The sequence below is a fragment of the Paucibacter sp. TC2R-5 genome (genome assembly GCF_025717605.1).
GTDB lineage: Bacteria > Pseudomonadota > Gammaproteobacteria > Burkholderiales > Burkholderiaceae_C > Paucibacter_A > Paucibacter_A albus.
Genome location: NZ_JAJIRQ010000001.1, coordinates 713,212 through 730,874 on the forward strand (window position 1 = coordinate 713,212; position 17,663 = coordinate 730,874).

The 17,663-nt window shown below is 60.8% G+C and carries 16 protein-coding genes; 8 read left to right on the forward strand and 8 right to left on the reverse strand.

Translation table 11 applies throughout. The features are described from left to right. The first annotated feature begins 525 nt into the window (after positions 1–525). The 3 genes from LNV08_RS03030 to LNV08_RS03040 all read left to right on the forward strand — a co-directional run bounded on the left by LNV08_RS03030 (position 526) and on the right by LNV08_RS03040 (position 6,669). Complete coding sequence (locus LNV08_RS03030) at positions 526–1,296, forward strand: hypothetical protein (protein WP_263532158.1); 771 nt, start codon at positions 526–528, stop codon at positions 1,294–1,296. A gap of 428 nt (positions 1,297–1,724) precedes the next feature. Then, positions 1,725–5,267: a DNA polymerase III subunit alpha gene (gene dnaE, locus LNV08_RS03035; RefSeq protein ID WP_263532159.1), complete on the forward strand. Its 3,543-nt coding sequence runs from the start codon at positions 1,725–1,727 to the stop codon at positions 5,265–5,267. A gap of 88 nt (positions 5,268–5,355) precedes the next feature. Continuing rightward, on the forward strand, positions 5,356–6,669 hold the full coding sequence (locus LNV08_RS03040; RefSeq protein WP_263532160.1) for a patatin-like phospholipase family protein: 1,314 nt from the start codon (positions 5,356–5,358) through the stop codon (positions 6,667–6,669). Here the strand turns inward: LNV08_RS03040 and LNV08_RS03045 are convergent. Beyond that, positions 6,657–6,875 (reverse strand): ComEA family DNA-binding protein, encoded by a 219-nt coding sequence (locus LNV08_RS03045; protein WP_263532161.1) that lies wholly within the window; start codon positions 6,873–6,875, stop codon positions 6,657–6,659. The genes LNV08_RS03040 and LNV08_RS03045 overlap by 13 nt on opposite strands. An 81-nt stretch (positions 6,876–6,956) precedes the next feature. Next, entirely contained in the window at positions 6,957–8,693 is a 1,737-nt protein-coding gene (locus LNV08_RS03050; protein ID WP_263532162.1) for an ATP-binding cassette domain-containing protein, read from the reverse strand. Between the two features lie 143 nt (positions 8,694–8,836). Here LNV08_RS03050 and LNV08_RS03055 point away from each other — a divergent pair, with 143 nt between their 5' ends. From LNV08_RS03055 to gmhB, 4 genes are read left to right on the forward strand one after another with little or no spacing between them, the layout of a single operon-like run. Beyond that, positions 8,837–9,406: an SIS domain-containing protein gene (locus LNV08_RS03055; RefSeq protein WP_263532163.1), complete on the forward strand. Its 570-nt coding sequence runs from the start codon at positions 8,837–8,839 to the stop codon at positions 9,404–9,406. Between the two features lie 7 nt (positions 9,407–9,413). Next, complete coding sequence (gene rfaE1 / locus LNV08_RS03060) at positions 9,414–10,379, forward strand: D-glycero-beta-D-manno-heptose-7-phosphate kinase (RefSeq protein WP_263532164.1); 966 nt, start codon at positions 9,414–9,416, stop codon at positions 10,377–10,379. Positions 10,380–10,411: 32 nt separating this feature from the next. Beyond that, positions 10,412–10,882: an adenylyltransferase/cytidyltransferase family protein gene (locus tag LNV08_RS03065; RefSeq protein ID WP_263532306.1), complete on the forward strand. Its 471-nt coding sequence runs from the start codon at positions 10,412–10,414 to the stop codon at positions 10,880–10,882. 1 nt (position 10,883) lies between these two features. Then, complete coding sequence (gene gmhB / locus LNV08_RS03070; protein ID WP_263532165.1) at positions 10,884–11,438, forward strand: D-glycero-beta-D-manno-heptose 1,7-bisphosphate 7-phosphatase; 555 nt, start codon at positions 10,884–10,886, stop codon at positions 11,436–11,438. Here gmhB and LNV08_RS03075 read toward each other — a convergent pair. Next, positions 11,435–12,730, reverse strand: a complete 1,296-nt coding sequence (locus tag LNV08_RS03075; protein WP_263532166.1) for a glycosyltransferase — start codon at positions 12,728–12,730, stop codon at positions 11,435–11,437. The genes gmhB and LNV08_RS03075 overlap by 4 nt on opposite strands. 159 nt (positions 12,731–12,889) lie before the next feature. Here LNV08_RS03075 and LNV08_RS03080 point away from each other — a divergent pair, with 159 nt between their 5' ends. Continuing rightward, complete coding sequence (locus tag LNV08_RS03080; protein ID WP_263532167.1) at positions 12,890–13,621, forward strand: DUF5672 family protein; 732 nt, start codon at positions 12,890–12,892, stop codon at positions 13,619–13,621. On the opposite strand, the gene LNV08_RS03085 is transcribed toward LNV08_RS03080, so the two are convergent. Genes LNV08_RS03085 through LNV08_RS03105 form a run of 5 tightly spaced genes read right to left on the reverse strand, consistent with a single transcriptional unit; the run spans position 13,604 to position 17,634 of the window. Continuing rightward, on the reverse strand, positions 13,604–14,728 hold the full coding sequence (locus LNV08_RS03085; protein WP_263532168.1) for a glycosyltransferase family 9 protein: 1,125 nt from the start codon (positions 14,726–14,728) through the stop codon (positions 13,604–13,606). The two genes, LNV08_RS03080 and LNV08_RS03085, sit on opposite strands and share 18 nt — an antisense overlap. Positions 14,729–14,740: 12 nt before the next feature. After that, the gene (locus LNV08_RS03090; protein WP_263532169.1) at positions 14,741–15,832 is read right to left on the reverse strand and encodes a glycosyltransferase family 9 protein; all 1,092 of its coding nucleotides are present in this window, start codon (positions 15,830–15,832) and stop codon (positions 14,741–14,743) included. Continuing rightward, the gene (gene lapB / locus LNV08_RS03095; RefSeq protein ID WP_263532170.1) at positions 15,819–16,964 is read right to left on the reverse strand and encodes a lipopolysaccharide assembly protein LapB; all 1,146 of its coding nucleotides are present in this window, start codon (positions 16,962–16,964) and stop codon (positions 15,819–15,821) included. The genes LNV08_RS03090 and lapB overlap by 14 nt, the downstream gene beginning before the upstream one ends. Then, positions 16,954–17,253, reverse strand: coding sequence for a lipopolysaccharide assembly LapA domain-containing protein (locus LNV08_RS03100; protein WP_263532171.1), 300 nt, complete (start codon positions 17,251–17,253; stop codon positions 16,954–16,956). Before LNV08_RS03100 ends, lapB begins: the two co-directional genes overlap by 11 nt. A 42-nt stretch (positions 17,254–17,295) precedes the next feature. Next, a complete protein-coding gene (locus LNV08_RS03105; RefSeq protein WP_263532172.1) occupies positions 17,296–17,634 on the reverse strand; it encodes an integration host factor subunit beta in 339 nt (112 codons plus the stop codon). Between the last annotated feature and the right edge of the window lie 29 nt (positions 17,635–17,663).

The following is a 17,663-nucleotide window of genomic DNA, read 5'->3' on the forward strand; positions in this document are numbered from 1 at the left end:
ACTATGCCGGGAGTTCGCCCCGGCGGGCGACCTTCTTTGGCTGCGCCGAAACTTCGTTTTCTTGGCGCACAAGAAAGAAGGCAAAGAAAGCGCCCCTGCCGCATGGCCCTGCGGGTCCGCTCAGTGCTCAAATTTGCCGGGCCGCGCCCAACTCACTGCGCTACGCTGTGTTCAGACAAGGGGCGCGAAATCAGTCTTTGAAGTCGCTGCGCGACGCCCGGTAAATTTTCCGCTCCTCGCCCATGCAGAAGGGGAATTCCAAAGAACACGGCTCGCTGCGCATCGCCTCGATGGGTGCTGCGCTGCGCGCAGGCACCTTGCAAGTCGATGCCCCGCCTCTCAAGTCTTGCCGATATTCTTGAGACCCCGGCTTTCGGTGGCTAAATGGGACGCCGAAAAGTTCGGGGGGGCTATTTTTTACACCTGACCCTGGCCTTTACGATTCGCGTGGAATCGTGACCTTCACTGCTTATGAATGCATGGAACTGGACGGGTAGAGGTAGCGAAAATGAATTGGAAATGGGTATGCAAATGACGGAGTTTCAACTTGCGTTGAAGGGTGTTGGCATCGATGAGATTGTGACGAGTGGAGGTCTTACCAGGCTACTTTCCCTACGGAAACTGTTGCTTGCCGGGCTTGGCCTGTCTCTAGCGCTAACACTCTATGGCTGTGGACCATCTGAGCAGCAAAAGGCCGAGCAGCGGCGGATCGACTGCTTGAACAAGCCATGCGAAGGTGACGTCGTTCCGAAGGTAAGCGCTGGCAACGTAGCCATGAAAGTCGGCGGGCGCTATTTTTCTGTGCCCAAAGCCTATCGACTGGACTTTCTGGGCTTGGCCTTTTACTGGCCCAGCAAAACACCTTTGACTGGGCCACCCGAAGGAGGGAGCTTTCCCGAGAAAGGGCAGCCGTTCTATGACATTGCCATCGAGCTCGACTTTGTCCCTGAGCCAGCCTCGATTGAACTCAGCGACATGATTGCAATGGCCGAGAAGAAGGGTCGGCCCGTGACCCTCATCAGCCAATCAACAAACCTTGATGTTGTGACTGTTCAACTTCGAGAACAGCCGACCGAGTTGAGCACGATCTACGTCGCAAAGAATGCGAGCTATCTATCTGGCAAACCGGCGGCCATGGGGTGTACACATGCCAGAAAAGATGACCGATGCTCGGCTTACTTTGCCTGGGGCCAAGGAATGCATATCAGCGTGAGCTTTAACCAGCGGCATGCCCAGGACTGGCCGCAAATCTACTCCGAGATCGAACGTGTCTTGGCGCTCGTGAAACCACTTTGAAAATCTACACCTCTCGGGGTCAGATCCCAAAAATATAGTGAAGACCCGACCCTCAAGCCATCGACTGGCGAGGTGCCAGCGCGCTGCGCGGCACCCATCGAGGCGATGCGCAGCGAGCCGAGTTCTTGGGTGTTCACCCCTTCTGCATGGGCGAGGAGCGGAAAATTTGCCGGGCGTCGCGCAGCGACTTCAAGAACTGGTTTCGCGCCCCTTGTATGAACGCAGCGTAGCGAAGTGAGTTGGGCGCGGCTCGGCAAATTTGAGCATCCGAGCGGACCCCGCAGGGGCCATGCGGCAGGGTCGCCTTCTCTGGCCTACTTCTCTTGGCGAGACAAGAGAAGTAGGTCGCCCGCCGGGGCGAACTCCCGGCATCGTGCAGGTAGAGCAATTCAGCCGGGGCCGAACAATGGCTCCGTACAATCGGACAAATGGCCTTTGTTCACTTACGCACCCACACCGAATTCTCCGTCGTCGACGGCACCCTCAGAATCGACGACGCGGCCTCCGCGGCCGCCAAAGACGGGCAAATCGCCTGCGCGATCACCGACCTGGCCAATCTGTTTGGCGGCATCAAGTTCTATAGCGGCATGCGCAAGAAGGGCGTCAAGCCGATTCTGGGTGCCGATTGCTGGCTGGAGCCGGAAGGCTCGGACAAGAACCCCAGCCGTTTTTTGCTGCTGGTGCAAAACAAACAGGGCTATCTGAATCTGTGCGAGTTGCTCTCAAGAGCTTGGATTCAGAACGTCCAGCGCAACCAGGCCTGCTTGAAATGGGAATGGTTGTCTGAACTGAACGAAGGCTTGATTTGCCTGTCGGGCGCGCAGTTTGGCGGCCTGGGCGCTGCCTTGTTGGCCGGCGACAAGCCGCGCGCACTGGACTGGGCCGGGCGCTTCCAAGAGATCTTTCCACAGCGTTTTTATATCGAGTTGCAGCGCGCGGGGCTGGCCGGGCAAGAGGCGCTGGTGCAGGCCAGCGTGCCTTTCGCGGCCGAACTGGGCTTGCCGGTCGTCGCCACGCATCCGGTGCAGTTTTTGGGCACCGAGGACTTCGAGGCCCATGAGGCGCGGGTTTGCGTGGCCGAGGGCGAGACGCTGAGCAACCCCAAACGCATCAAGCGTTTCTTGCCCGGCCAGTACTTTCGCAGTCAGGCCGAGATGGAGGTGCTGTTTGCTGACATTCCCTCGGCGATTGCCAATACGGTGGAGATTGCGCGGCGCTGCAGCCTGAGCCTGGTGCTGGGCAAGCCGCAGCTGCCGGAGTTCCCGACCCCGCTGGTCGACGGCGTCAAGATGACGCCCGATGATTATTTCCGTTATGCCTCGCACGAGGGACTGAAAGAGCGGATGGTGCTGCTCTATCCGAACGAGGATAAACGCGCCGAGCAGATGCCACGTTACATCGCCAGGCTGGAGTTCGAGCTCGAGACGATTGTGAAGATGGGCTTCCCCGGCTACTTCCTGATCGTGTCGGACTTCATCTGGTGGGCCAAGAACAATGGCTGCCCGGTGGGGCCCGGCCGGGGTTCGGGCGCGGGCTCGCTGGTCGCCTATGTGCTGAAGATCACCGACCTCGACCCGTTGCAATACAACCTGCTGTTCGAGCGCTTCTTGAACCCTGAGCGGGTTTCGATGCCCGACTTCGACATCGACTTCTGCCAGGGTAACCGCGACCGCGTCATCGACTACGTCAAGGACAAGTACGGCCGCCCTGCAGTCAGCCAAATTGCCACCTTCGGCACCATGGCTGCCAAGGCGGCGCTGCGTGACATTGGCCGCGTGCTGGGCATGGGCTATGGCCAAGTCGACTCGATCGCCAAGCTGATCCCGGCGCCTCCTGGCAAAACGGTCACGCTGGCCAAGCTGCCGGAGAACTTCGACCCGGCCAAGGAGAAAATGATCTACGCGCGCCACGAGGCGCCCGAGATCGATCAGCGCGAGGCGCAGGAAGAAGAGGTGGCCGAGCTCTTGAAGCTGGCCGCCCGCGTCGAAGGCATGGTGCGCAATATCGGCATGCATGCCGGGGGCGTGTTGATTGCGCCCGGCAAGATCACCGATTTTTGCCCGCAATACCAGCAGCCCGGCTCGAACAGCGCGGTCAGCCAATACGACAAGGACGACGTCGAGGCGGTGGGTCTGGTCAAGTTCGACTTTTTGGGCCTGGCCACGCTGACGATTCTGGAGTTGGCCAAAGACTTCATCATTGCCCGCTACCCGGAGCAAAAGAACTTCAGCTTCGAGACCATTCCGCTCGATGACCGCAAGACCTACAAGCTGTTCTCGGAAGGGCTGACCGAGTCGGTGTTCCAGTTTGAATCCAGCGGCATGCAGCGCATGTTGAAGGATGCCAAGCCTTCGCGTCTGGAAGACCTGATCGCGCTGAACGCGCTGTATCGGCCAGGCCCGATGGACTTGATCCCGACCTTTGTGGCGCGCAAGCATGGCAAGGAAGTGGTGGTCTACCCGCATCCCTTAACGGAGCCGGTGCTGAGCGAGACCTACGGCATCATGGTCTACCAGGAGCAGGTGATGCAGACCGCGCAGGTCTTGGGCGGCTATTCCCTGGGCGGCGCCGATATGCTGCGCCGCGCGATGGGCAAGAAGAAAGCCGAGGAGATGGCCGAGCACCGGGCGATCTTCCGCAAGGGTGCGGCCGTCAACGGTCTGGACGAGGCCCAAGCCGACGAAGTGTTCGACTTGATGGAGAAGTTTGCCGGCTACGGCTTCAACAAGTCGCACGCCGCCGCTTACTCTTTGCTGGCCTATCACACCGGTTGGCTGAAGGTGCATTTCACGGCCGAGTTCTTCGCCGCGAACATGACGATTGAAATGGACGACACCGACAAGCTCAAGGTCTTGCTGAATGACGCCAAGCTGTTCGGCATCACGTTTGAGCCGCCTAACGTCAACCTCGGTGTGCACCGGTTCGAGCCGATTACCAACAAGCTGATCAATTACGGGCTGGGTGCGATCAAGGGCACCGGCAAGGGCGCGATCGACTCGATCGTGGCGGTCCGAAAAGCCGGTGGCGAGTTCAAGAGCTTTTACGACTTTTGCAAGCGCATTGATCGCAAGGCGGTCAATAAGCGCGTGGTTGACGCGCTGATCAAGGCCGGCGCCTTTGACAAGCTGGAGGCGGACCGTGCCCGCCTGCTGGCCAGCGTGGCGCGCGGCTACACCCACGCAGAGACGCAGGAGGCCAATGCCAATCAGGGCGGGCTGTTCGATTTTGGCGACTCCCACGCGTCAAGCACCGCCGAGCCTGACTTGGTGGAGGCCGCCCCCTGGAGCATCAAGGAGCGCCTGACGCTGGAGAAGACCGCGATTGGCTACTACCTGAGCGGCCATCTGTTCGACCAGAGCGGCGAGGAAGTGCGCCGCATGGTCAAGCGCCGGGTCGCCAATATCGAGGACGCCGCGCAGAGCCGCGAGGTGGTGATGCTGGCCGGCATCGTCAGCGATCTGCGCGTCATCAATGGCAATCGGGGCCGGGTGGCGATCTTCAAGCTAGACGACAAGAGTGACTTCATCGAGGCGGTGGCCAACGAGGAATTGCTGAACCTGCACAAAGACCTGCTGGTCGACGACGAGTTGCTGATTCTGCAGGGCAAGGTGCAGATGGACCGCTTTGCCGGCGGCTTCCGTTTCAATGTGCAAGCGGTATGGGATCTGGCCGGCGCGCGCGCGCGCTTTGGCAAGTATTTCTATGTGCCGGTGCGGCGCAGCCTGCCCGCGCTGCAGGATGTGATCAAGCAATGGCCCGCACGACTGCTGGAAACGGAGCAGGGTCAGGTCAGGCAGGGCTTGAAAATGACCACTCACCATTTCTTGTTCGGTGAACACGCGGGGGCGGAGTTCAAGATTGAGTTGGGCGAGGAAAGCCGCTTCTGGCCCAGTGATGAGGCCTTGGCGCAATTGCGCTTGGCGACGCAGGATCCGCAGGGCGGTCCAGTGTCGCAAATCATCTACGACTGAGGACGGCGCAGGGCTAACTTACGGTTTCCCGCCTTTTTTGAAGGCTTGAGCCCGCACAAATAGGCGATGATTCACCGCATTGCCGACCATGCCCAACGCCACCCCAACCCTAACCACAGCTTCAAGGCCAAGCTTTGGACCTTGCGGCCTTATCCTCACCGGAGGCGGCGCGCGTGCGGCCTATCAAGTCGGTGTGTTGGCGGCGGTGGCGCAGTTGCGCCGCGATGCCGGCTTCAGCGGTGCCAGCCCTTTTCCCATCATTGCCGGCACTTCGGCGGGTGCGATCAACGCGGCCACCTTGGCCTGCCATGCGGATGATTTTGACGGCGCCGTGGATGGGCTGGTGCATCTGTGGCAGAACCTGCATGTCGACCAGATTTACAGTGCCGACGCCTTTGGCATCATCCGCACCGGCGCGCGCTGGTTACGCTTGATGAGCTTGGGCTGGGCGGTGGCGCGTTGGCGCCGCACCCAGCCGCGCAGCCTGCTCGATAACGCCCCGCTGGCGGCTTTGCTGCACCGGTGGATAGAGATGGATCGTCTGGACCAGATGCTGGCGGCCGGCCATATGCATGCGCTGGCGATCAGTGGCTCCAGCTACACGTCTGGGCAGCACATTACGTTTTATCAAACCCAAAAGCCCATCACGCCCTGGTCGCGTTCGCAGCGCATTGCCGTCAGAACGCAATTGACGGTCGAGCACTTGACGGCCTCCGCAGCGATCCCCTTCATCTTCCCGGCGCAGTCCTTGGATCTGGATGGTCAGCCCGAATGGTTTGGTGATGGTTCGATGCGCCAGAGTGCGCCGATTTCGCCGGCCATCCATCTCGGCGCCGAGCGCATTTTGGTGATTGGTGCGGGCCGCATGCATGAACCGCCGGGCAGCCGGCGCTCCGCGCTGGTAACGGGTCACCCCAGCATGGCGCAGATTGCCGGCCATGCCTTGTCAAATATTTTTTTGGACGCGTTGGCGGTGGACGTGGAGCGCTTGCAGCGCATCAACAATACGCTGGCCTTGCTGCCGCAGCAGGCCAGGGAAGCGACGCCTTTGCGGCCGGTTGAGGTCTTGGTGATAGCGCCCAGCCGGCGTCTGGATGACTTGGCGGCCGAGCATCAAGGCAGCTTGCCGCCGACGATCAAAGGCCTTTTGCGCAGTGTCGGGGTGGCAGGCGAAGGCAAGGGTGCGAGCGGATCGGCGCTGACCAGCTACTTGCTGTTTGAGCCCTCGTTCACCGGCGAGTTGATCAACTTGGGCATGAGCGACACCTTGGCGCGGCGCGCGGAGGTACAGGCCTTTTTTGGTTGGCCGGAACAAGCCTTGCAATGCGACCCGGCCTCGATGCGGCGGCGCAAAGCCGGCTTTGCCGAGACGGTGCCCGGGGCGATGAATCACTCGGGGTAGGCTGTTCCGTTCACGCGCAGACCCAGAGCGGAGAGTTTGCTGGCCTTGGCCGGGCCTATGCCACGCACGCGGTGCAGCAGATCGGCCCAATCGCTGAAGAGGGCCAGGGCCCGCGCGTTCAGCAGCTTTTCCACCAAGCCCGGCCCCAGGCCGGGCAGCGACTCCAACTCGGCGCGGCTGGCTTCGTTGGCTTCGAGCAGCTTCATTTGCGCCCTGGTGTGCCCGGCCAGGAAGCACATGAAACCAGTCAGCAAGCTGCGGCGCCGCATCAGGAGCAGGTCCTTAGGCTATTCGCCGTGTTGCGCCCGCACCATCGCGGCATAGGCACCATCGACGGCTATCAACTCGGCGTGCGAGCCGCTTTCCAGCACTCGGCCGGCGCCCAGCACATGGATGCTGTCGGCCGAGCGAACCGTGGACAAGCGGTGCGCGATGACGATCAAGGTCTTGCGACCCTGCCATTGCTCCAGCGCTTGTTGTACGGCGCGTTCGCTCTCGGTGTCGAGCGCGGAGGTGGCCTCATCAAACACCCAGACAGGTGCATCGCGGTAGAGCGCGCGCGCGATGGCCAGGCGCTGGCGCTGGCCGCCCGAGAGCTTGCTGCCGTTGGCGCCAATGATGGTGTCCAGCCCTTGCGGCAGGCCAAGTGCAAAGTCCCACAGATTGGCGGCACGCAAGGCCTGCTCCAACTTGGCTTCATCGCGGGGCTGGGCGTAGGCGATGTTGTCGGCCACCGAGGCGTCAAACAGCACGATGTCTTGCGACACCACCGCGAACTGGCGGCGCAGATTGCCCTTGCGAAGCTCGCTGACCTCAACCCCGTCGAGCGTGACGCTGCCGGAATCGGCCTGACCGAAGCCCAGCAGCAGATGGACGATGGAGCTCTTGCCTGCGCCCGAGGCGCCGACCAGGGCGGTGGTTTGACCGGCTGCGAACTTGAGCGTCAGCCCATTGAGCGCCGGGCGGTCGGCGTCCGGGTACAGCAGATGAACATCCTGCATCTGGATCTCGCCCTTGCAGTCCTGAAGTTCCTTGGTCCCCTTGTCGGGCTCAACCGGCATGTCCAGCAAGCTCATGCAGCCGCGTGCGATCACCAGCGCGCCGGTGATGGGCGGCATCAAGTCGCTGAGATGGCGCAGGCGTGAGGTCAGCAAGAGCAGGCCGGTGATGAAGGCGGCGAACTCGCCCACGCCGGTATTGGCTTGGCGCGCTTGCAGCAAGGCCAGGCAGACGATCAAAGACAAACCCCAGCTTGCGACGAACTGCGACAAGGGTTGCGTCATGGCTGCCGCCGCAGCCGACTTCAGGTTGTTGCGCTGCACCTGCCGGGCCAGCGCATTGAATTGAGCCCGCTCATGGTCGGCCGCGTCAAAGCTGCGCACCACCCGCCAGGCGCGGGTCAGATCGTCAACCTTGTTGACCAACTGCAGTTGCGCGTCATAGGCGATGCCGCCGAGCCTGCGCACGCGCGAGGCGACCTTGCGCATGACGAAAGCCATCAAGGGCGTTGTGATCATGGACAGCAGCGTCAGCTGCCAGTTCAGCATGATCAGGTAGCCCAAAATCGCGATGGCCGGCAGGCCGTCGCGCAGCACGCTGATAAAGGGGTTGGTCAGCGTGCCCATGATTTGCTGCGGGTCGTTGACCACCTTGGTGACCGCTGTGCCGGGCTGCAAGCTGGTGAAGACGCGTGCATCGGCCTTGAGCAAGGCATCCAGCAGCGCACAGCGGAAGTCCATCACCACCCGTGTAACCGACCAGTTGAGCAGGTACTGCCCCAAAAAACCCAGCAAGCCACGCAAGGCGAACAGGCCGATCAACACGACCGGCACCCACCACACCGAAAAGGAGCTGCTGGCGAAGCCTTGACCGAACACGGTCTTGATCAGGTGCGGAATCAGTGGCTCGGTGGCCGCCGCTGCGGCGTAGGCCAGCAGAGTCAGCGAGAGGCCGGTACGGTAGGGTTTGACAAAGCGCATCAAGCGCTTGGCAACGGGTTTGAGTTCGGAAGAATCAGTCGTCATGGCGCGGATTGTCGCTGGCATTTTGGGTCGAGTAACGGGGGGCAATGCGCGTCTGCCTGCGTTGATAATGGCGTGATGTGATTGGCCAACAGCAGACGGCTGCGGCGCCCGAGCAACTCTTTACTTTTCATGGATTTTCATCAATGAATTCACTGTTTTTGCGCAACCTTGCCGAGCATCAGCAACTGATGACCGTGTTGCACGACTTGGACCCCGCTATCGCCCAGGCCGGACAGCATTTGGCCAAGGTGCTGACGCAGGGCGGCAAGATCATGTTTTGCGGCAACGGTGGTTCAGCCGCTGACAGCCAGCATCTGGCCGCCGAGTTGACCGGCCGTTTCATCAAAGACCGCAGGCCGCTGGCGGCCATCGCGCTCAACACCGATACCTCGGCCTTGACCTGCATTTCGAATGATTACGCCTTCGAGCAGGTGTTCGCGCGTCAGTTGACGGCGCTGGCGCGCTCGGGCGACGCGCTAGTGGCGATCTCCACCTCGGGCAACTCGGCCAATGTCTTGCGTGCGGTCGAGGCCGCCAAGGCTGCCGGCGTCTACACCCTGGGTCTGCTGGGGCGCGACGGTGGACAGCTGCGCGGCCTGTGTGACGGGTCAATCGTGGTGCCGCATCAGGTGACGGCGCGCATCCAGGAGGCGCATATCTTGATCGGCCACACCTTGTGCGGTTTGATCGAAGCCGAGCTGGGCTTGGACTGAGAGGGTCATGCTTGTGACTAAGAATTTACTTCAAGGCCTGCAAAGTTTGCCCACGCGCGAGCTGCTGGCGGCCAAGCGCGTGTTGGTGGTCGGTGACGTGATGCTGGATCGTTACTGGCACGGCGCGGTCGAACGCATCTCGCCCGAGGCGCCGGTGCCGGTGGTGCGGGTGGAGCGCGAGGAGGAGCGCCTGGGCGGCGCGGCGAACGTGGCGCTTGGCGTCAAGATGCTCGGTGCTCGCACGACCTTGCTGACCGTGGTGGGGCGCGATCAGCCTGCCGTCAAACTGCGCGAGCTGCTGCACGCGCAAGGCGTGGAAACGGTCTTGCGCGACGATCCCAAGCTGCAGACCATCGTCAAGCTGCGTGTGATCGGCCGGGCCCAGCAATTGCTGCGCATCGACTTCGAAAACGAGCCGGATCATGAGCTCTTGGGCGAGATGACCGACGCATTTGAGCAGCAGCTGGCCGACCATGATCTGGTGCTGTTTTCCGACTACGGCAAGGGCGGCCTGGCCCATATTCCGCAGATGATTGCGCTGGCCCGGGCGGCCGGCAAGCCGGTCTTGGTCGACCCCAAGGGCAGTGATTTTCAGCGTTATGCGGGTGCGACCGTGATCACGCCGAACCGGGCCGAGCTGGCGCTGGTCAGCGGCCAATGGCGGGGCGAGGCGGATTTAAAGGCCAAGGTTGATGCGCTGAGAGAGGCTATCGGCGTCGAGGCCGTCTTGCTGACGCGCTCGGAGGAGGGCATGACCTTGTTCTCCGCCGACGGTATCAACCATGAGCCCGCTCAAGCGCGCGAGGTGTTCGACGTGACCGGCGCCGGCGACACGGTGATCGCCACCTTGGCGGTGATGATGGCTGCGGGCTTGGGCATGGATCAGGCGATGCGCTGGGCGAATCGGGCCGGCGGCATCGTGGTCGGCAAGTTCGGCACCGCCACGGTCAGCTATGAGGAGTTGCAAGCTTGAGCGCGACCTTGAATTGGGCCTTGCAGGACAAGCTGCTGGACGCGGCCGCACTGGATAACACGGCCTTGGCGGCTCGTTTGGCCAGCCTGCCGCGGCCGCTGGTGTTTACCAATGGCGTGTTCGATATCTTGCACCGCGGCCATGTCAGCTATTTGCATGCGGCGCGCCAATTGGGCGGCAGCCTGATTGTGGCGATCAATACCGATGCTTCAGCGCGCGGTCTGGGCAAGGGCCCGGAGCGGCCGATCAACCGCGAGTTGGACCGCGCCTTGGTGCTGGCCGGCTTGGCGGCGGTGGACTGCGTGACTTTCTTTGACGAGCCCACGCCCTGTGCCTTGCTGGCCCGCATACGCCCCGATATCTACGTCAAGGGCGGTGACTACGATATGGAGCTGCTGGAAGAAACGCGCTTGGTGCGTTCCTGGGGTGGGCGCTCTGAGGCGCTGTCCTTTGTTGACGGCTACTCGACCACGGCCCTGGTGCGCAGCCTGCGTTCGACTTGATATGCAAAAAGCTGCCTTTCTTGACCGCGACGGCGTGATCAATATCGACCATGCTTATGTAGGCCGCTGGGAAGATTTTGAATTCGTCCCCGGCGCGATCGATGCCATGCGTCAGCTGCATCAGGCCGGCTATGCGCTGGTGGTGGTGACCAATCAATCCGGTATTGCGCGGGGCAAATACAGCGAGGCCGACTTTTACCGGCTTACCGAGCAAATGCGAAATTACTTGCTGACCCAGCAGGTGCCGCTGGCGGCGGTCGAGTTTTGCCCGCATTTGCCGGATGGACAGGTGGCCGAGTTCCGCATGGACTGCGGTTGCCGCAAACCGGCGCCGGGCATGATTTTGCGGGCGGCGCATGAGTTGACGCTGGATTTGGCGGCCTCGGTGCTATTCGGAGACAAGCCCTCCGATATCGAGGCGGCGAAGGCGGCCGGCGTGGGGCGCGCCTTCTTGTTGGCCAAGGATGGTCGGGGTGAGCCGGCTGAATTGCCAGTTGGCTTGAGCGCCAAGCGTTCAAGCAGTTTGGCGAGCGCCGTGGCAGGCTTGCTGGCTTAGCTTGCCCCTACAGGCAGGCTGGCGCGTTCGATTAACTCGCTGCTGGCCTCGGCCCAAGTTCTGATGTTGGCTGTCTTGATCAAGGCCTCGCGGGCTTGTAGGGCCGCGCGATCGCTCAGGTAATGGCTGAGCTTGGCCTGCATTTCGGCCTCGTCATAGGGATCGAAATAATCGGCATAGATGCCGGCCGCTTCGGGGATAGAGGTGGCGTTGGACGCGAGGCAGAACTTGCCGTAGGCGACCGACTCGGCAGCCGGCAGGCCGTAGCCTTCTATGGTGGACGGGAAGACGGTGAACAGGCAGTTTTGGTACAGGGTGTTGAGCAACTGATCGGATGCCTTCTCCAGCAAGATCAGTTTGCCATCCAAAGCCTTGGCATCTTTGAGGTAGTCATGGAATTCGCGGTAGCTGCCGCTGAGTTCACCCAAAAGAACCAGCTTCACACCGCCGTCCGCGCCTGCCTGCACGAGCTTGTGCCAGGCCTTCATCAAACGAATCTGGTTTTTCGATGCTGCAACCCGGCCCACGCACAAGAGATAACGACCAGGCTCCAGGCCGTCGGGCAAGGCGGTCGGGGCCAAGCCCATGGCATTGATGTTTTGCCCGAAGCCGAGTTTTACGACCGGCTTCTCATAGCCGACAAACTCATGCATGTACTTGATGATCTCGCCCCGGTTGTAGTCGGAACTGGTGAAGAAGCGGTCGAAGGTCTTGAATGCATCGGTGACGAAGGTCAAAAAGCGTTTGGCTGTGCCGGCCTGCTTTTCGCCGGGAATCGGGATCATGTCATGCAGAAAAAGCTGGGGACGGATGCCGTAGCGATCCTTCAAGCGCTGGATATTGGCGACGTAACCCTCCATCGTCCAGTCGCGGCCGATGCTGAGCAGCGCATCACCCGGCTTGAAATCCGGGCTTTGAGCGGGCCGCTCAAACAGCCAGCGCTGGGTATGAAAGCGCAGATGGCCGCCGACGGTGTGCAGCCAGTATTTGACCGGACGGTGAGCGTACTTTTGGCTGTAGTCGGGCCAGGGAAAGAGCCGCGCGTTCGGGCACATCTCAAAAAACTTGCGCTTGTCCATCTTCACGCGGCTGCTCAGTACATCGCCCATGAAGCGCACGAACTCGTTGCTGACCAGGGCCACATCGCGGCATTCCCGGCCGTAAAACATCAGGCATTGAGCCCCGTGGTCCAAGGCATTGACGGCATAGTTGATGTGCACGCGTTGAATGCCGGTGACGGTGGATTTGCGCCGGACCCACAGGATGAGATCGGTGACGTCAATGTAGATCATGGGATGATTCGATTCTCAGGAAACGGTGCCGATCGACTGCGGCGTATTTTGCGGCATAACTTGTATATGAACTCGTCCAAACCACAACTCAGCCAGGTCAGCCTGGTTTGCGTTGAAACTCGTCGTACCCAGTTGGCGCGATATGCCTTGGAGCGCTGCATGGCGGCGGCATCCTTCAAGGAATGCCTGCTGTTGTGCACCAGCCGACAAGCTTTGCCTGCCGACATCGAACAAGTATTGATTCCGCCCTTCAGTGATATGGAGGGTTACTCGTCTTTCATGTTGAAGGACCTGGGGGCTTATTTCAACGGTGACTTCGTCTTGGTTGTGCAGTGGGACGGTTTTATTCTCAATGCGGATTGTTGGGACGATGAATTTTTGCAGTATGACTACATCGGTGCACCTTGGCCGCATCGCCCGGTTGCGGTCGGCAATGGTGGGTTTTCCTTGCGCTCAAGGCGTTTGATCGAGGCGCTGAAGAAAATTGATATTCAGCAGGTGCATCCCGAGGACTACGTGATTTGTGAGTTGCACCGTGAGCAATTGATCAAGGAGCATGGCATTAAATTTGCACCCATCGAGTTGGCCTCAAAATTCGCCTTTGAATTTATTCCGCCGAGCGGTCCAACATTTGGCTTTCACGGTTTTGCCAATTTCCATGCCGTGTTCAAAGACCCGCAGTTGACCGAGTATCTTGCGCAATGTGAGCCCGCCATGCTCCAAAACAGGGCAGCACGCAATCTTTTCAAGAATTTGTGCCGAACCGGGCGTCAAGCCACGGCGCAGCAACTGTTCAAGAAGAATATCCGCAAGACAGCCAGAGGCATTTACGACGCGCTTGGTTTTTATTGTTGGATGAAGTGGCGCCAGCTCTCAGGCCGGTTTGACTGAATCCAGAACTGCAGTGACCTGCTCGGCGGTGATCGCCTTGACCCAGTCACTGCGACTCAGCGTCGTGATCACGGTGCTGTTCTTTTCGTCGATGGGCGCCCATTCCGGGTTCTTCTGACGCATCAGGGCGATCACCGGAATATGCACCGCATTGGCCAAGTGCATCACGGCCGTTTCAACCGAGATGATCAAACTGCATTGACTCAACATCGCTGGCAATTGGAAGAAGTTTTCTTCGGCGCTGAAGAGTTGTACTTGCTGCAAACCCTGTGTGGCGAAATAGGCTCGCACCTGGGTCATTTGCTCCGGCACCACATTGACGACAAAACAAGTGTTGGCCCAAGCCGGCAATTTGCGCATGGCCTGAATCAGCTCGACCACCCGGTTCAAGGGCCAGCAGCGCTTATTGTTTTTCGCAAACGGGTTGATAAATACAGGCCGTACGGGCTCATCGCTTGTGCCGGTAAAGCCCCATTGCAGCAATTGCTGCTGGCTTGCGATCAACCACTGTGGCGGAACATCGAGAAAGGGGAAGCGCTCTTCTGCGGCCAAGTCCATGCCGAAGAACGAGTTGAACCAGCCGTTGTAAATGCCCGTGATGTGCTGGCCGGCCTGCGTTCGTGCATCAGGATTGAGGGCTGCATCGAGCTTTCGATAGGCCCAGTGTCTGTGCAAGGCCAAGAGGCCGGGCTCATGCTTCATGCCGACCACAAAACCGCTCGGGCTGATCTTGCGCGCCAAGGCCGCATATAGATGCGGGCGCAAAGTGGCTAGAGACACGACCAGAGGATATTGCTGCTGCCGAGCTTCTTGAATCGATTGCTGATACAGCGCTGGGCTGTAGGTCTTGTCATAGGTCTTGGCGACAAAAGGGCAGGCCGCCAACCAGTCGTACAGGGCATATTTTTTGAGATGCACCCAATCCGCGGGTTTGCTGCTGCGGCGCAATTCGTCGACCCAGATATGCACTTCGATATGCGGATAGTGCTTGGCAAAGGCCTGGAAAAAATTCTGCAAATAGGTGTAGTCGCCCAGCGCCAGGTGGGTGATGAACAGAATTTTTTTTGACTTCGCGAGCAGGTCGCTGGGCACGAGTTGGTTTGACATAGGCTTGGCTGATCAGTGGGCTGTCGTCTGCTGGACTTCGGCAGCGGCTTTCAAGACGCGCGCGACATCAAGCAGGCGCATGCAATCAAAGCGGCCACCGCAGCTGGGTTTGCGGTTGCAGGGCGAGCAGGGTAGTCGCTCATAAAGCACCTGGGTGCGCATGCTTGGCCCGCGCAAATAGGGTGTGGTCGAGCCAAACAAGGCCACGGTGGGGATGTCCAGCGCGATCGCCATATGGCTCAGGCCGGTGTCGACGCCGACCAGCAAGCTCGCTTCGCTGATGACGGCCACGGTCTCGTCGAGCTTGAATTGGCCGACCAAGTTGACGATGGCTGGGTTAATGGCGGCAATGCGCTGCGCCGCTTCCAAATCGCTGGGGCCACCGAGCAATAAGGGCGTTAGGCCTTGCGCGAGCAAGCCGTCTGCGAGCCCGGCCCAATGGCCTTCGATCCAGTGCTTTTGCGGCCGGGTGGTGAAGGCGGCCAGGACGGCATATCTGGGGCCGACCTGGGCTTGTGCCAGGCGACTGCGAGCTTGCTGCCGGGCTGCCTCGCCGACGGTCAGGTCCATCCGGTAGCTGTCGCTCTCGGCGCCGAGATAGACCGCCAGATCGCGGTACTCATGCGCGATGATGGGCTGCATCGCATCAAGTCCCACGCCGGGGCCGGGCCGCACGCTCTCATGCATCAACCATTGGCTGGACTCGCGCGGTTTCAGGTTGACCCGCCGGGGCGCGCCGGTCAGCCAGGCCATCAGGCCGCTTTTGAGCAGACCTTGCGGGTCGATGACCAAATCAAAGCTGGCGGCCCGCAGGGAGGTTCGAAAACGCCAGATCTCGCGCAAGGCCTGCAGCTTTTTGCCTTCGCGCCACAAGCTCTTCCAATGAGCGGTCGGCAAGACCATCAGCCGATGAAGTCGTGGGTTATGTTTGAGCAGCGGTGCTGCTGCCGGCTCCACCAGCCAGGTGATCTCGGCATGGGGCCAATGGCTGAGCAGCGCGGGAATCAGCCCCGAGCTCAACACGACATCACCCAAAGCACTCAGACGAACGATGAGGATGCGATCGGGGCTTTTGTCCGACCGCAGCGGCTTATTCGTCGACATGGTGAGGCGGGTAGGTGTCCCAATTCAAGCAACCAGGGCATTGCCAGAAGTAGTGCTGGGCCTCGAAGCCGCAGGCGGCGCAGCGGTAACGTTGCAAGGGGCGCACGGCCTGGTCCAGCGTCGCGGAGACCAGCGGAGCCTCGGACTCGCTGAGTTTGAAACCACTTTGGGTCAGCAGCGAGCGAGCTGCTGAAAGATTGGGCTGCTCGCGCAAATGGCGGCTCAGGCGTTCGCGCTGCAAGTCGGAGCTGGGTTCGAGCTTGGCGATGGCCTGCAGCAAATGCATGCCGGGTGTGCGGCCATATTGATCACTCAAAATGGCCAGAGCGCGCTGCTGGCAGCCGCAGGTCTGTGCCGCCTCGGCAAAGTCGCGCGCAACCAGATTGAAGGCCTCGGGGTTGACCGCCAGCAGTTCCGCATAGGCCGCCATCGCCAGTTTGGGCTGGCCCAGCCTGGCTTGCATCTGTCCGCCCAGCACATGGGCGCGCGCCGCGTGAGGCGCCACCTTGCGGGCTTCGGCGAGCAGGGTCAAAGCTTCGTCGTCTTGATCCCGAGCTTGCGCTTCCAGCGCCAATTCGCACAGGTAATGCGCTATGCGAGTGGCAAAAGAGGCGGTGCCGGTTTGCTCCAAATGGCGTGCCACATCGGCGGCCTTGCGCCAGTCGCGGGTGCGCTCATACAGGGCCAGCAAGGCCAGCTCCGCTTCGCTTTCAAACGGCGTGCCGGTGAGTGCGGTGAAGGCGGTTTCGGCGCGGTCGAACAGCCCGGCCTTGTAAAAGTCTTGCGCCAAGGCATGCTGAGCGCGTTCACGCTCCGAGCGGGGCAAGTCTCCGCGCTGCAGCAGATGTTGATGCACCCGCACGGCGCGCTCGTACTCGCCGCGGCGGCGGAACAAATTGCCCAGCGCGAAGTGCAGCTCCGAGGTGTCGGGGTCGTTCTGCACCGCTTCGATGAAGGCGTCAATGGCCTTGTCGTGCTGCTCATTGAGCAGCAGATTCAGGCCTTTGAAGTAGGCTTTGGGTGAGTTTTTTTGCTCGCGCTTCCATTGCCTTGTGTCGAGCTTGGAGGCCAGCCAGCCGATGGCGAAAGCCCCTGGCAGTGCGAACAGCAGCCAGCGGAAATCAAATTCCATCGTGGATCACGCTGGGTGGCTGGGCTTCATCATTGCCGCCGGGGTTTGCTGCCGAACCGGCGGCGGGGCCGCGGCTGGCAATGCGGCGGTGATGCCACCAAGCCGGCACCATCGCCAGCACGCCCAGAGCGCAGCCCATGCCAAAGGCTAGCAAGACCACAATGACCAGCGGCGAGTGCCATTCATGGCCAAAAAACCAGCGCACCACCACCTCGTGGCTGTTGTTCAGCGCAAAGGCAAAAAGGGCAAAAAAGAGGAAGGCTCTGAAGGCCCAAACAAGGATTCGCATTGAGCCGGATTCTAGTGTCTGTGCAGACTTGCCAGCCCGGACTTAGCCCTTAATCTGTTGCGCGGCGAGCAATTCTTTGTTGGCTGAATGGCCGGCGCTATTATCAGCATCAACGCCTTCACGTAGCGCTTTGCCGGGCTTGAAGTGGGGCACCAATTTCTCGGGGATCAAGACCTGCTCGCCGCTGCGCGGGTTGCGACCCATGCGGGGCGGGCGCCGGTTGACTTGGAAGCTGCCGAAACCGCGAATCTCGATCCGGTGGCCACGCGAGAGCGAGTCGGACATCGCATCCAGAATCGTCTTGACGGCGAACTCGGTGTCACGCTGCGCCAGTTGGCCGAAGCGCTCGGCCAGCAATACAACGAGGTCGGATCGGGTCATGTCTTGGTGGCTTTAGAGTTTGGACGTTT

Coding starts and splice junctions, on each gene's coding strand:
- LNV08_RS03030 (WP_263532158.1), top strand. CDS start 526: ATGCAAATGACGGAGTTTCAACTTGCGTTGAAGGGTGTTGGCATCGAT.
- dnaE (WP_263532159.1), top strand. CDS start 1,725: ATGGCCTTTGTTCACTTACGCACCCACACCGAATTCTCCGTCGTCGAC.
- LNV08_RS03040 (WP_263532160.1), top strand. CDS start 5,356: ATGCCCAACGCCACCCCAACCCTAACCACAGCTTCAAGGCCAAGCTTT.
- LNV08_RS03045 (WP_263532161.1), bottom strand. CDS start 6,875: ATGAAGCTGCTCGAAGCCAACGAAGCCAGCCGCGCCGAGTTGGAGTCG.
- LNV08_RS03050 (WP_263532162.1), bottom strand. CDS start 8,693: ATGACGACTGATTCTTCCGAACTCAAACCCGTTGCCAAGCGCTTGATG.
- LNV08_RS03055 (WP_263532163.1), top strand. CDS start 8,837: ATGAATTCACTGTTTTTGCGCAACCTTGCCGAGCATCAGCAACTGATG.
- rfaE1 (WP_263532164.1), top strand. CDS start 9,414: ATGCTTGTGACTAAGAATTTACTTCAAGGCCTGCAAAGTTTGCCCACG.
- gmhB (WP_263532165.1), top strand. CDS start 10,884: ATGCAAAAAGCTGCCTTTCTTGACCGCGACGGCGTGATCAATATCGAC.
- LNV08_RS03075 (WP_263532166.1), bottom strand. CDS start 12,730: ATGATCTACATTGACGTCACCGATCTCATCCTGTGGGTCCGGCGCAAA.
- LNV08_RS03080 (WP_263532167.1), top strand. CDS start 12,890: ATGGCGGCGGCATCCTTCAAGGAATGCCTGCTGTTGTGCACCAGCCGA.
- LNV08_RS03085 (WP_263532168.1), bottom strand. CDS start 14,728: ATGTCAAACCAACTCGTGCCCAGCGACCTGCTCGCGAAGTCAAAAAAA.
- LNV08_RS03090 (WP_263532169.1), bottom strand. CDS start 15,832: ATGTCGACGAATAAGCCGCTGCGGTCGGACAAAAGCCCCGATCGCATC.
- lapB (WP_263532170.1), bottom strand. CDS start 16,964: ATGGAATTTGATTTCCGCTGGCTGCTGTTCGCACTGCCAGGGGCTTTC.
- LNV08_RS03100 (WP_263532171.1), bottom strand. CDS start 17,253: ATGCGAATCCTTGTTTGGGCCTTCAGAGCCTTCCTCTTTTTTGCCCTT.
- LNV08_RS03105 (WP_263532172.1), bottom strand. CDS start 17,634: ATGACCCGATCCGACCTCGTTGTATTGCTGGCCGAGCGCTTCGGCCAA.